The sequence below is a fragment of the Flavobacterium bizetiae genome (assembly GCF_902804475.1).
Lineage (GTDB): Bacteria > Bacteroidota > Bacteroidia > Flavobacteriales > Flavobacteriaceae > Flavobacterium > Flavobacterium bizetiae.
The window spans coordinates 140,002-153,591 of sequence record NZ_CADCSU010000065.1 but is presented as its reverse complement, the minus strand read 5'-3'; the positions used below and the strand labels follow the sequence as shown (position 1 = coordinate 153,591).

The following is a 13,590-nucleotide window of genomic DNA, read 5'->3' as shown; positions in this document are numbered from 1 at the left end:
CGAATAATTAAAATGATTTTCATGCACAAATCAATCCTATATAAACTCCTGTTTTTCGCTGTAATACTTTACGGTTTATCTGTTAATGCACAAGTTTTACGTAAACGAACAACTTTGCTTATGGGAGGACGTTTTGATATTACAATTGTTGCCAAAGATTCCCTTTCGGCAGAGCAAAATATCGATGAAGTTATTGCAGAAATTACCCGAATCGAAAATCTAATCTCTGACTGGAAACCTGATTCGCAGGTTTCTCAGGTCAATCAGAATGCAGGAATTAAACCTATAAAAGTCGATCGAGAAGTTTTTGAACTTACCCAAAGAGCCATACAATTTTCTGAAGCAACAAAAGGCGGTTTTGATGTGAGTTTTGCCGCAATGGACAGAATCTGGAAATTTGACGGATCGATGACCGAAATGCCTTCGGCGGAAGCCATAAAAAAATCAGTCGAAAAAGTGGGGTATAAAAACATCGTTTTAGACTCGGTTCAATCGACTATCTTTTTAAAACTAAAAGGAATGAAAATTGGTTTCGGAGCTCTGGGAGAAGGATATGCCACAGATAAATGCCGCAATATAATGCTCGCAAAAGGCATTAAAGCCGGAATCGTAAACGGATCCGGAGATATGACCGCCTGGGGAAGACAACCCAACGGAAAAGACTGGAATATTGGTATGACAAACCCTTTTCATCCCGACACGCTGTTTGCCGTAGTTCCTTTAAACAATGGCGCGGTAACCACCTCAGGAAGTTATGAAAAGTTCGTTGTTTTTGACGGAAAACGCTACTCACACATTATAAATCCCGCAACCGGTTATCCCGCAACCGGATTATGCAGCGTTTCTGTTTTTGGTCCAAACGCCGAAACCGCCAACGGATTAAGCACTTCTTTAATGGTTCTAGGACAAAAAGAAGGTTTGCTTTTACTTAAAAAATACCCCGATTACAGTTGCGTGATGATTACTGATAATGGAAAATTAGTGAAGTCGAAGAACTTCAAAATCAAAAAATTTAAGGCGAAGTTATAAACCTTAAAACTTCAAATCTCCATCCTAAACAATCTGTAAATTTCAGAATCGGATTAGCACTAAAAAATAGTAAATCTTTTTTTTCAGGAGCTAATCCCGCTATCCGTTCCAATCTTTATAGAATCCCGCGTGTGATCCTTCCTCCGTCAGGATAAGATTGCGGATAAAAATCCGTGCCAATCCGCGCTTTCGATAACGAATCCGTGTCATCCGCGTGCCATAAAATCCCAACATTAGAAATTCTAATGTAATTCTAATAATCTTCTAATTCGTTTATTTAGATTAAATATAAACAATAAATTAAGTTTGCGCTCGTATTGGTAAGTAAACAAATTATGAGATTTTTAGCAGTTGTTTTAATATTCGTTCATTTTTCAGTTTGGTCACAAAACGGGAATATTACAGGAAAAGTTATCTTTTCTCATAATGAGCCAACATTAGGTGCTTCGGTATTGGTTTTAGGCACACAAAACTATGCTATGGCTGATACTAACGGCCATTTTGAAATCAAAAAATTGCCATACGGACATTACACTTTGGAAATTTCTTCGCCGGAAGCCAAAACAAAAACAGTTAGTATCCATTTGCACCAGCCTTCTCATCAAATTACTATTTCTTTAGAAAAACATGATCCCAAAGCTTTGAAAGAAGTAGTCATTCAGAAAACTACGGTAAAGAAAGAAATAATGCAAAAAGGGTTTTCTGTAAACGTGATCGAAACTCAGGAAGCAGCCAAAAGAAATATTCAGACTAACGATCTTTTAGGACAATCGGCTGGAGTTCGCATAAGACAAAACGGAGGTTTAGGATCAAGCATTAATTATAATCTTAACGGAATGTCGGGCAATGCCATTCGAATATTTATAGACGGAATCCCTATTTCGACTTACGGTTCATCATTCAACTTAAATAGTATTCCGCCCGCATTAATCGAACGAATTGAAGTGTACAAAGGAGTAACTCCGGCGCACCTGGCAGATGATGCTTTAGGAGGAGCAATTAATGTAATTTTAAAAAAGGGAGCTAAAAACTCTCTTAATGCTTCGATATCTTACGGTTCGTTTAATACCATTCAATCTAACTTTAATACCACGTATCGCGATAAATCAGGTTTTACCTTAAAAGGTTCTGGGTTCTATAATTACTCTGATAACGATTATGAAATTTGGGGAAAATTTGCCTATAACATTGCGCCAAACGGAGTTAAAACTCAAATTAAGGCCAAGCGCTTTAATGATGCTTATCGTTCTCTAGGAGCTCGCGTTGAAGCTGGTTTTACAAATGTTAAATGGGCTGATACTTTCTTAATTGGATTTAATGCCTCAGACGATTATAACGAAATTCAACACGGACAAGCAATGTCAAAACCCTACAAAGGCCGATTTACTGAAGCCGATGCACAGGTAATAAGTATCAATTATGCTAAAAAAGATTTTATTGTAAAAGGTCTTGAATTCACAGTAAATTCTGTTTTTAGCCAAAGAGCAGAAGTTTTAAACGATACGGTAAAATGGAATTACAATTGGTTTAACGAAAAAGCAATTGGTATTGATGGTCAGCATTTTTTATCGCCAACCGGAGCACAACAAGGTCCGGCTACAATTTTGCACATCAATAACAAAATATTCAGTACGCGAGGCGGATTGAATTATACCTTAAATGATAATCACAAATTTGTATTTAGCAGTATGCTTTATTCCTTTGACAGGGATGATCACGATGAAATGAAATCTGAACTGGAAAGAAATTTTCAGCAAAAGCGCGATCTTCAAAAAAGTGTTTTGTCACTTGCGTATGAACTTCAGGCATTTGATTCACGTTTGAGAACCAATTTATTTGGTAAACGCTATAACCAAAAAACAGAACAAAGAACCCCAGTCATCACTACTACAGGAGGACAGTCTACAATAGCTGAAAAATTAGAGAGCAACAATACTACTTTTTACGGTTATGGTTTTGCAGGATCTTACCTGATCTCACCACAATTGATCTTCACTTTATCTGCAGAAAAAGCGATAAGACTTCCGTCTGAAAATGAAATTTTTGGTAATCCAGGTGAAAATCAAACCAGCAATAGTGCATTAAAACCAGAAGAAAGCGATAACCTGAATGTAGGTCTACGATTTGGACCTTACCTTATCAATCAGCATAAATTTAGTTTTGGAGGATCCGGATTCTGGAGAAATTCTAAAGGAAAAATTGTTCGTGAATTTAGTAATCGTCTTAATGAGGCTTTACAAACTACACCTTCGGTAAACTTAGGAACAGCACAATCTATTGGTTACGAGGCTTCATTCGAATATTCGCACAACAAAAGATTATTTATAGGAATGAATATGTCTAAGTTCAATTCGCTCTTTAAAGATAAGTACGATAAAAACGGGAAAATACTGGATAATTACAACAAACAATATCCTAATGAGCCTTATTTTATCATTAACGGAAATGCGCAATACAATTTTAAAAATGTTTTGCAGTCTAACTCTGAGTTGAATTTGTATTACAACTGTACTTATGTAGGTGAATTTTTTACCACATGGCAAGGAACTCAAATCGATAAAGTACCGTCTCAGTTTCCGCACGATTTAGGTTTGAGTTATACTTTCCCAAACAAAAAATACATTGTGAGTTTTGATGCGAAAAACATCACCAACGAACAGGTTTACGACAATTTTGGAGTTCAAAAGCCGGGAGTAGCATTTTACCTGAAATTCAATTACATCCTGAATAAATTTTAATCTATATAATTAATTTTTTTAAATCCATGAATATGAAAAAAAGTACATTTAAATTAATGGCCTTTGGTTTGGTTTTTACCACATTTGCCTTAACGACAAGCTGTAGCAGTAATGATAACGAAGACCCAATAACACCTACTCTGCCTGAAACTCAAAGCCGTTGGATAACAGTGGCAGGAGCCTTAATGCAAACTGCTCCCGGAGACGGAAATGGTGGTACTAAAGTTTTTTCTGTTAGTAAAGAAGATGCAAAAAACCCAAACATTTCTATTAACGTTTACGATAACGGAACGCCTGTACAATCGACAAGAACAGCTCGTTTGCAATCCTCTGTAGACGGAAGCACTCTTTTTAATATTACTTATACTGGTGCAAACGGTGGTGAGTTCATGACTTATAAAGTAAATGGTGGTAATAACTTTACACAATCAGGATCTACAGTAAACATCTCGCAATATGCAGGAACTTCACCAAGATGGACTAAACTTTTTGACGGAGATAAAACGGGTGTAGCGGTAAACGTTACGGCACCTGTAATTGTAACTAATCCAGATAAAACATACAAACATACGAGAGGTTCTGCAACAGTATTAAGTTTAGATTTACAAAAAATCTTAATTTCTGCTGCAAAACAATACGAAATTCCGTTAACTCCTGAAGAAGAAGCAAAAGGACACCACATTTTCCGTTTAGATGCACCAACTTTAAACAAAGCGGGAGACAAATTAATTATCGGAACATGGATGCGTAAAACCAATCCTCTTACGGCAGAAAATGAAGCTACATTTGAGCGTTTAGGTTCTAAATCTCTTATAGTGGATTATCCATCATTAACAAATCCGAAAATTATTACTTCTACAGTAGGTTTTGGGGATACAAGCGGATACCGTAGTTTTAATAGTTTTGTGGCTAATGACGGAAACATTTACCAGGCAACTCAAAGAGATACCAAAAATGGTTCTTATATCTTAAAAATCAACCAAAGCAACGAATACGACAACTCTTATGTGTTTAGTTTAGATACGGCACTTGGAATAAAAGGATCATATATTGATGCATGGAGATATGTTGGAAACGGAATTGCTTATGCAGTTTACACACACGATGCTGCTAACAATCAAGGATTTGTAGCAAGAATCGACCTTAACGCAAAAACAGCTAAAAAAGTAGAAGGAATTGCTTACGATACTGATTTAGATTTTGGTCAGTACCAAGGTTTTGTAGTAGACGGAAATGATTTATACATAGCGGTTACACCAGTGGGTAAAGACGGAAACATTTATGTAATTGATGCTGTAACAGGCACTGTAACAAAAGGAGCTAAATTGGTAAACAAAGCTGGAAACCATTACATTGGTGTATTCTAAAAATAAACAATAGCAGGGATACCAATTGTCAAAAATGCTATTACTTGAGTTTTTTTTTTAATTAGAACATTCCGCTTCATTTTTTATGTAGCGGAATGTTTGTTTAAAAAACACCTAACTTTTTTATCCTTCAAATCATGAAAAAATTAATCTTTACAGCATTAATGTTGGCTTCGCTATCTATTAATGCGCAAAAAAATATCCTTCTGGACCAAAACTTCTGGAAAGCATCTCCTGACATCACTGCTGTAAAAGCCGAAATTGAAAAAGGAAATAATCCGTCGCAATTGAATCCAATGGCATTTGATCCCGTTGTTATGGCGATTAATAACGGCGCTTCTTTTGAAATTGTAAAATTTTTAATAGAACAACCTGGCAACGGAGTAAAAAAACCTACTCACGATGGACGTATTTACCTGCATTGGGCGGCCATGAAAGGAAATAACGAACTGGTAAATTATCTTATTGAAAAAGGTTCAGATATTAACCTTGAAGACAGCCACGCCACTACTCCACTTGTTTTTGCAACTGGCGGCGGACAAGCCAATGTAGCTTTATACGAAGCTTTTTTTAAAGCTGGTATCGATCCTAAAAAAAAGTATAGAGATGGTGCCAACTTATTATTGCTTACCATAGCAAATGACAAAGATTTTGTACTTACAGATTACTTTATTACAAAAGGCCTTTCTCTAAAAGATACAGACAATAATGGTAATACCTCTTTTAATTATACCGCAAGAACTGGGAATATTGCCTTATTAAAAACACTTTTAAAGAAAGGTGTAAAATATACTGACAATGCCCTTATAATGGCAGCGCAAGGTAATCGTCGTAGTGCAAACGGAATCGAAGTATACCAATATCTGGTAGATGAACTTAAAATAAAACCAACTGTGCAGACCGCAAATGGTCAAACGGTGCTTCATTTATTGGCAGGAAAAGACAAACAATCTCAAATCGTTACCTATTTTATTAATAAAGGTGTCGATGTAAACAAAGCCGACAACGAAGGAAATACTGCTTTTATAATTGCATCGGGAGGAAAAGATATTGAATTGCTTCAAACTTTATTGCCAAAATTTAAAAACATTAATGCTGTAAATGCCAAAGGAGAATCGGCACTTACTCAGGCTGTAAAAAACAGTTCTGCTGATGTAGTTGCTTTTCTTTTAAACAATGGCGCCCACAGTACAATTAAAGACATCGAAGGCAATAATTTAGCCTATTATGTTGTAGAATCATATCGCGCTCCAAGAGCAGGAATGCCAGGCGGTGCGGCTCAAAAAGATGATTTTGGAGATAAAATAACTTTACTAAAAAGTAAAGGAGTCGATTTTACCGCTAAACAAAAAGACGGTAATACTATTTATCATTCGGCTATTCTAAAAAATGATATCACTTTGCTAAAAAAACTGGCTTATCTTAATATTGATGTGAATGCCAAAAACAACGAAGGAATAACGGTTTTACACAAAGCGGCCATGATTGCAAAAGATGATGTTATTTTAAAATACTTATTATCGATTGGAGCCAATAAAGACATCAAAACAGAATTTGATGAAACGGCTTATGATCTTGCCAAAGAAAATGAACTTTTAAAGAAGAAAAACATCTCGGTTGACTTTTTAAAATAAACAATTTACAAATGAAATCACTATCAAAAATAAGCCTTCTGGCAGCGATTCTATGCCTTGTTTCCTTACAGGCATCCGCACAAAGTGCTAAGTACAAATGTCTCTTACAAATGTCAAATTATATGGGCGAAGGCGCTTATGTAGTTGTTTCGCTGGTTAATGCAAAAGGCGAATACGAAAAAACATTATACGTTATGGGCGATGACAAACAATGGTACAACAGCCTAAAAGAATGGTATAAATTTTATTCTAAAAAACCGGCCGTGAGCGCCAAAACCGGAGCATCTGTAACTGGTGGAGACCGCAGCGTTACTATATTCGATATCGAAAATGCTAAAATAGACAAAGGCTATAAATTACGTTTTGAAACCGCCGTAGAAGATCAAAAATATCATGTTAATGATGTCGAAATTCTCCTTACAACTGAGGCCATTACGCAAAAAACGGAAGGTAAAGGATATATTAGATATGTAAAACTGAATAAGATTTAGGCTTAAATTTTTGCCACAGATTAAAAGATTAAAAAGATTAAAAGTAAAAATCTGCAAATCTGCGAGAAATTTTAAACACATAGAAACATAGATTTATATCACTTAAATTAAGATTAAGATTAAGATTAAGATTAAGATTAAAATAAACAAATATTTGCTTTCACATAGCCGACTAATTCACCATTTGCAATCAGAATCCGTAATCTTGTCATATCGACAAAGGAGAGATCACACTCGGAAATCGACAAAGATTAACGACATTCTGTGCGTCCCGAAACTTCGGGATAGTGTGATCTTTCGTTCCTCGGGATGACAAACTAAACGAAAATGTTGTTATGAAAATGAATGCCCTAGCCCCGATAGAAGTGGAAATCCTTTTGTGTCCGCCGCGGCGGACACAAAAGATTGGAACGGATAGCGGGATTAGCTCCTGAAAAAAAATCTTATTATCCATAAAAAAACCTTCTTATAATTAAGAAGGTTTTTTGCTTTTATTAAGTATCGCAAGAAACAGAATCCCAATCCTGATCCATGTAATTAATTAGCCAGTTTAAGGCATATTGTCTTTCGTAAACAATCCCGGGATTAATGCCTTCAATTTCCCTGCCGTTAATTCTTTCGTCGACACAAGCCCAGTTGAATCGGTAATACAAATCGTTCGCATCCAAAATCTCGCTTTTAGATCGTATCGAAACTATCGAATCGATAAAAATATTAGGATCTTTATCCTGACCTACGGGATAATTATCAGGATCTATGTTTTCGAGATCACAAAATTCATCCGGAAAATCAAGTGTTTCAATTTTATTCAGCGCCCACATTAAAACCCAGATTCCTTCGCATTTCCAACTTTCGTTTGCCTTTTTATCATCAGTCGGATTCACCAGAAATTCCTTTTCATTTTCTGTAGTAAAATCCCAAAGATTGTAGTTTTGCAAATATTCGGTAGCTTCTTCCGTAGAAATACTATTAAACGCCACTAAATTTACCACCGCCAAAGCACTCACTCTTTGCGCAATTTCCTTTGGCGTTCTTAAAGTAGTTTCTTCTTCAGATTCTATGCAAGGCAAATTTCGGTTGATTTTGATCGCATTCTCTTCCAGGATTTTTTCGTTCTTTTCCTTTCTTAGTTGCTGATCTTCTGATAATTCGTTTTGGTCTGCATCAAAATAAACCGAATTGATCCTAACATCTAATTCGTCGATTTCGCAATTTCCTTCGGTATCAATAATCAAATCCAGGTTTTTATCCAGAAAATGTTGCCCGCTCGATTTACTAATAACAACATCAGGCTGAACAAATAAAACAGCGTCAAGTTCGTTCGCAATATTCGCTATTATAGTTTTTAAATCGGCTATTTCTCCTTCTTCCTGAATAATCGTAAACTCAGAATTTAAGGTTTGAATTTTTTGAAGAAATAGATTTTTTACTTTTTCATTTACCGTTGGCAATGAATATACAAAACCATAAAGTCCTTTTAAATTCGCCGTTAGCGCAGAATCATTAATTTCAGGAATTTGGTAAGATGGCTCGGCTCTTTCGCGATATAATATTTTTATTTTTTGTGTAGAATTAGAAATTCCGTCTTTAATTTCTAAGTCGATGATGTCAGATTCCTCTTCTTTACTGATTACAATGTTTCCCTCCGGAAAATTAGAAATAATTATTTCTTTAATAGCATCAAAACCAGATTGGTGCGAGTAAATGGTACAAATCATTTGATTATTTTCTATTTGTGATTAAATATTCAGGCGTATAAATGGTGTTTATTTACGCTAATATAGGTTTATTTTACTACAAACTGCAAACGTAATCAGGATGAAATTATGCAGGTTTAAAAAAAGTTTCACGCAGATTTTGCAGATTCCTTTTTAGATTCTTTTTTTAAATCAATCTTCATTATCAGCCTAAATCCTTATTAAATCTGCGTGAAATATTTTTATATGGCTTTCGCCGAAATTTCCCTCTTTACCTCAAATTTAAAATCTATCCCGTACTTTCCTGATTCTGTTAAAATAAACTGATGAAACAGGCTTTATTCACTAATGTGTTTTATTTTGTGGCAACGATGAACTTTATTCCCTTTTTTAAATAATTTTTAATAGATTTGTGTAATCGATTACATTTACATATATTTATCGATCGAACGCGTTTTTTTCTGAATCATCAAAAAAACACAGATCAATAAATACATTTAGCAATAAAGTCTTTTTATTTAGAATGCAATTTTTAACCATAATTCAATAAGAATGAAAACTAACCCAATTCACTTTTTACGTATTGCTCTGGCAATTGTAATAACAAGTTGTGCGCAAAACAGTATTGCCCAAAATTCAAAATCTTATGATACTTATAAGAATATTGAATTTAAAATGGCTAAAGTCAAAGAACCGGTAATTCCTAAAAACAGCGTAAACCTTAAAGACTTTGGTGCTGTAAATGGTGGTTATGTTTTAAATACAAAGGCTTTCGCCGATGCTATAAATGCGGTATCGAAAAAAGGCGGAGGAAAAGTTATTATTCCGCCCGGAATCTGGCTTACAGGTCCAATTCTTTTAAAAAGTAATCTTGAACTTCATGCAGAAACAGGCGCATTAATTATTTTTTCGCCAGATAAAAGTTTGTATCCTATTATAGAAACCAGTTTTGAAGGTTTGAATACCTGGAGATGCATCTCTCCTATTTATGGTAAAAATCTCGAAAATATTGCTTTTACCGGTAATGGCGTTTGGGACGGTTCCGGAGAAGTTTGGCGACAAGTTAAAAAGAGTAAACTGACTGATAGTCAATGGAAAAAAGTCATCGCTTCCGGCGGTGTTTTAAACAAAGACAAAACCAGTTGGTATCCGTCAGAAACTTTTATGAACGCTTCTAAAGGCGCAGATCAAAACGTACGTCTGGATTTAAAAACCAAAGAAGAATTTGAAACCATTCATGATTTTTTACGTCCTGTAATGGTAAGCATTCAAAATAGTAAAAGAGTATTGTTTGATGGTCCTGTATTTCAAAATTCACCAGCCTGGAACATTCACCCTTTGATGGTCGAAGATTTAATTGTGCGTAATGTAACGGTTCGTAATCCTTGGTATTCTCAAAACGGAGACGGTCTTGATGTTGAATCCTGCAAAAATGTGATTATCGAAAATTCCAGTTTTGATGTTGGTGATGATGCTATTTGTATTAAATCAGGAAAAGACAAAGACGGTCGTGATCGTGGTGTTCCTTGCGAAAACATTATCATAAAAAACAATATCGTATATCACGGACACGGAGGTGTAACGGTTGGTAGTGAAATGTCTAGCGGTGTAAAAAACATGCACGTATCGAATTGTACTTTTATGGGAACTGATGTTGGATTACGTTTTAAAAGTAACCGCGGACGTGGCGGTGTAGTAGAAAACATTTTCATTTCGGATATCTATATGACAGATATTCCATCGCAGGCTATCTCATTTAATTTGTATTATGGAGGAAAATCGATCGAAGAAACTTTGGCTGAAGGCGGCAATACATTAAGCTCTAAAGCAATGCCGGTAAATGAAGAAACGCCACAATTTAAAAACATTTCGATAAAAAATGTAACGATAAAAGGCGCTCAACAAGCCGTATTCCTGCAAGGTTTGCCTGAAATGAATCTTGAAAACATAGAAATTTCTAACTTGACAGGAAATGCCAAAAAGGGATTTTCTATTATTGATGCCAACGGAATCAAAATAAGCAATGCAAAATTAGACATCGAAGAAACTACTGTATTTGAAATTTATAATACTAAAAACATGTCTCTTAAAAATGTCGAATTCAATTCTACCTCTCCAAAAGCAATTACGGTTAACGGAGAAAACAGTCAGAATATAGAATTTGTTTCATCGGCTAATTTTAATCTTACCAATAAAACAACTGTGGGAGAAACGGTTCCTAAAGGTGCTGTAAAGTTCTAAAGTAAATATATTCATATAAAAGGGTTGAATCAAAATAGCTGATTCAACCCTTTTTTTATGGCTATGGAAGAGCATTTTAATTTACCTGAAAAGAAAAACATTTTAATTAGTTGACAAAAGCAACTAATTTTTTTATATTTGCATCAAACAACTATTCTTTTTAATAATGGATGATATAATATTAAAAATCAGAAGTTTTAATCGTTTTTATGCTTCTCATATAGACATTTTAAACCAGCGATATCTTGAAAGTGATTATTCCTTAACCGAAGTACGAATACTTTATGAAATCGATCAAAGTAAAACAATTACTGCACAAAAAATCACTGAAATTTTAAATCTTGATAAAGGTTATTTAAGCCGAATATTAAAACGTTTTTTAAAGGAAAACTTAATCGTAAAAGTTGCATCTACTGAAGATAAACGTGCTTCTAATATTATGCTTACAGCATCAGCACATGAATTATTGAAATCTTTAACGATTAAGGTTGATGAAAAAATAAAACAGAAAACAGATCAAATGAATTTTTCTGAAAAAAACCTTCTCACCAATTCAATGCAAACCGTAAAACAGCTTTTGACCGAAAATCAATTAACGGCAGATGATATTACCTATAGAAATGAGTTAAATTCAGGAGATATAGGGTATATAATTTATTTACACGGACATATATATGCCAATGAATCTGATTTTTCTAAAGACTTTGAAAAGTATGTTATCAAAACATTTTATGACTTTTTAGAACATTATTCTCCTGAAAATGATCGTATCTGGATCGCTGAATATAATAACAAAATTGTAGGCTGTATTGCTATTCAGCATCAGCCTAAAAATGAAGCGCAATTAAGATGGTTTTTATTAGATCCTGCTTTTAGAGGATTAGGAATTGGTAACAAGCTCCTAAACGATGCATTAAATTTCTGTAGCGAAAGAAATTATAAAAACATTTTTCTGCTCACTACAAGTACGCAAAATAAAGCGCTTGAAATGTACAAAATGGCCGGATTTAAACTCAAAGAATCCGTAGAATTACACCAATGGGGAAAAACATTTCAGCATGAACGTTACGACCTTAAACTTGATTAAAATAAAAACTAATATAAAAATCCCTCAGAATTAAATTGATTCCTGAGGGATTATTTTTTTATAAATTTTGATTTAAAGCATAAATAAACCCAATTCCGGTTTGACCGTTTTCGAGTTCATATTGGGTTTGAATTCGGGTATAACCATCGCCTTCAAATTCATCCAAATAATCCCAATGCAACGACAAATCTTCAGAAAATAAGACATAAGCCTTTATGTTTTGAGCTTCTTCTTCATTCACAGCAATAAAACCATTATAACCCAAAGAAGTTCCCCAGCCTCCTTCTTCTAATTTTCCCTTTATAATTGCTTTTCGCCACTCTCCTTTTACAGGATCCATAACCGAATGATTCGATTCACCCGGAGCCAAAGATCCGTAAATAATTAAAGCCGGCATAAGTGTAATATCTTTCATCCTCAGTCCTATTTATTCCAAAATCTATATTCTTTGTTCTTTGTTCTTTGTTCTTTGTTCTTTGTTCTTTGTTCTTTGTTCTAAAATTCTAAAACTCCAAAACAGGCTTCTTCATATCATGGTACAAAAGCACTTTCCAATGTCCTTCTTTTGCTTCCTGCTCCCATTTTTTGCGTGATTCCATGGCGCGTTTTCCGTCAAAATCTGTTTTGTAGGCAACATGCATTTTTAGATAGATTTCTTGTGGCAAATCATCTGCTCCGTAAAAAGTAATTTCATTATTTTCCTTGATCCAAAAAACCTGATGAAATGGTGAATGTCCGGCAGAACTTTATAGAAAATCTCGTTCGTTATTTTCCCTTTATCGTATTCCAACATCTTAACGTTAGAAAATGTTTTTATCTGATTTAATATCTTCAAATCATAAGACGGATGTTGTTGTGCCAAAGCAAAATCGAGTTCTCTTTTTTGCATATAAAGCGTCGCATCTGGAAAATTTTGAATAAAAGTATCGCCTTCAAAATAACCAATTCCTTCGATATGATCTTTATGAAAATGCGAAATCAGGACTTTTGTAATTTGTTCCGGTGCAATATTATGCGTTTCAAGTAAATGATGAATAAGAGGCTTTCCGTTTTTATGAAATCCTAAACCCAGATCAATTAAAATATAATCATTTTGAGTAATCACCAAAAAAGGCTGAATTGCCATTTTAAGGCCTGAATCTAAAGGGAATTCGCTTATAAGTTTAAATTCTTTCTCACTGTTTACGACATAATTTCCCTCCTGCAATGGTATTATTTTCATTTTACTCTTTCATTATTTTCTACAAAGGTCTAAAGAATTTCTATATTTGTAAAACCTTATTTTTCGATGTCATCAATCGATAAA

At 34.5% G+C, this 13,590-nt stretch carries 11 protein-coding genes; 7 read left to right on the top strand and 4 right to left on the bottom strand.

Annotation, left to right across the window (positions count from 1 at the left end; genetic code table 11):
- The first annotated feature begins 21 nt into the window (after positions 1-21).
- The 5 genes from FLACOL7796_RS07360 (at position 22) to FLACOL7796_RS07340 (ending at position 7,259) form a co-directional block, all read left to right on the top strand.
- Entirely contained in the window at positions 22-1,029 is a 1,008-nt protein-coding gene (locus FLACOL7796_RS07360; protein WP_173970164.1) for an FAD:protein FMN transferase, read from the top strand.
- A 335-nt stretch (positions 1,030-1,364) separates the two neighbouring features.
- Entirely contained in the window at positions 1,365-3,767 is a 2,403-nt protein-coding gene (locus FLACOL7796_RS07355; RefSeq protein WP_173970163.1) for a TonB-dependent receptor, read from the top strand.
- Positions 3,768-3,799: 32 nt separating this feature from the next.
- Positions 3,800-5,134 carry a hypothetical protein gene (locus FLACOL7796_RS07350; RefSeq protein ID WP_173970162.1) on the top strand — a complete coding sequence of 445 codons (1,335 nt, stop codon included), beginning with the start codon at positions 3,800-3,802 and terminating at the stop codon, positions 5,132-5,134.
- A 137-nt stretch (positions 5,135-5,271) separates the two neighbouring features.
- Positions 5,272-6,768, top strand: coding sequence for an ankyrin repeat domain-containing protein (locus FLACOL7796_RS07345; RefSeq protein ID WP_173970161.1), 1,497 nt, complete (start codon positions 5,272-5,274; stop codon positions 6,766-6,768).
- Positions 6,769-6,779: 11 nt separating this feature from the next.
- Positions 6,780-7,259 (top strand): DUF2271 domain-containing protein, encoded by a 480-nt coding sequence (locus FLACOL7796_RS07340; RefSeq protein WP_173970160.1) that lies wholly within the window; start codon positions 6,780-6,782, stop codon positions 7,257-7,259.
- A gap of 494 nt (positions 7,260-7,753) precedes the next feature.
- Here the strand turns inward: FLACOL7796_RS07340 and FLACOL7796_RS07335 are convergent, their stop codons facing one another.
- Complete coding sequence (locus tag FLACOL7796_RS07335) at positions 7,754-8,977, bottom strand: DUF4272 domain-containing protein (protein ID WP_173970159.1); 1,224 nt, start codon at positions 8,975-8,977, stop codon at positions 7,754-7,756.
- Positions 8,978-9,508: 531 nt separating this feature from the next.
- Between FLACOL7796_RS07335 and FLACOL7796_RS07330 the strand changes: the two genes are divergently transcribed.
- On the top strand, positions 9,509-11,197 hold the full coding sequence (locus FLACOL7796_RS07330) for a glycoside hydrolase family 28 protein (protein WP_173970158.1): 1,689 nt from the start codon (positions 9,509-9,511) through the stop codon (positions 11,195-11,197).
- 166 nt (positions 11,198-11,363) lie between these two features.
- Positions 11,364-12,284: a bifunctional helix-turn-helix transcriptional regulator/GNAT family N-acetyltransferase gene (locus FLACOL7796_RS07325; protein WP_173970157.1), complete on the top strand. Its 921-nt coding sequence runs from the start codon at positions 11,364-11,366 to the stop codon at positions 12,282-12,284.
- 58 nt (positions 12,285-12,342) lie between these two features.
- Here the strand turns inward: FLACOL7796_RS07325 and FLACOL7796_RS07320 are convergent, their stop codons facing one another.
- The 3 genes from FLACOL7796_RS07320 to FLACOL7796_RS07315 all read right to left on the bottom strand — a co-directional run bounded on the left by FLACOL7796_RS07320 (position 12,343) and on the right by FLACOL7796_RS07315 (position 13,506).
- Positions 12,343-12,699, bottom strand: coding sequence for a gamma-glutamylcyclotransferase family protein (locus FLACOL7796_RS07320; RefSeq protein ID WP_173970156.1), 357 nt, complete (start codon positions 12,697-12,699; stop codon positions 12,343-12,345).
- Between the two features lie 88 nt (positions 12,700-12,787).
- Positions 12,788-12,925: a hypothetical protein gene (locus FLACOL7796_RS24645; protein ID WP_232067315.1), complete on the bottom strand. Its 138-nt coding sequence runs from the start codon at positions 12,923-12,925 to the stop codon at positions 12,788-12,790.
- Positions 12,926-12,927: 2 nt separating this feature from the next.
- On the bottom strand, positions 12,928-13,506 hold the full coding sequence (locus tag FLACOL7796_RS07315) for an MBL fold metallo-hydrolase (protein WP_232067314.1): 579 nt from the start codon (positions 13,504-13,506) through the stop codon (positions 12,928-12,930).
- Positions 13,507-13,590: the final 84 nt, after the last annotated feature.

Coding starts and splice junctions, on each gene's coding strand:
- FLACOL7796_RS07335 (WP_173970159.1), bottom strand. CDS start 8,977: ATGATTTGTACCATTTACTCGCACCAATCTGGTTTTGATGCTATTAAA.
- FLACOL7796_RS07360 (WP_173970164.1), top strand. CDS start 22: ATGCACAAATCAATCCTATATAAACTCCTGTTTTTCGCTGTAATACTT.
- FLACOL7796_RS07355 (WP_173970163.1), top strand. CDS start 1,365: ATGAGATTTTTAGCAGTTGTTTTAATATTCGTTCATTTTTCAGTTTGG.
- FLACOL7796_RS07330 (WP_173970158.1), top strand. CDS start 9,509: ATGAAAACTAACCCAATTCACTTTTTACGTATTGCTCTGGCAATTGTA.
- FLACOL7796_RS07325 (WP_173970157.1), top strand. CDS start 11,364: ATGGATGATATAATATTAAAAATCAGAAGTTTTAATCGTTTTTATGCT.
- FLACOL7796_RS07345 (WP_173970161.1), top strand. CDS start 5,272: ATGAAAAAATTAATCTTTACAGCATTAATGTTGGCTTCGCTATCTATT.
- FLACOL7796_RS24645 (WP_232067315.1), bottom strand. CDS start 12,925: ATGCATGTTGCCTACAAAACAGATTTTGACGGAAAACGCGCCATGGAA.
- FLACOL7796_RS07340 (WP_173970160.1), top strand. CDS start 6,780: ATGAAATCACTATCAAAAATAAGCCTTCTGGCAGCGATTCTATGCCTT.
- FLACOL7796_RS07315 (WP_232067314.1), bottom strand. CDS start 13,506: ATGAAAATAATACCATTGCAGGAGGGAAATTATGTCGTAAACAGTGAG.
- FLACOL7796_RS07320 (WP_173970156.1), bottom strand. CDS start 12,699: ATGAAAGATATTACACTTATGCCGGCTTTAATTATTTACGGATCTTTG.
- FLACOL7796_RS07350 (WP_173970162.1), top strand. CDS start 3,800: ATGAAAAAAAGTACATTTAAATTAATGGCCTTTGGTTTGGTTTTTACC.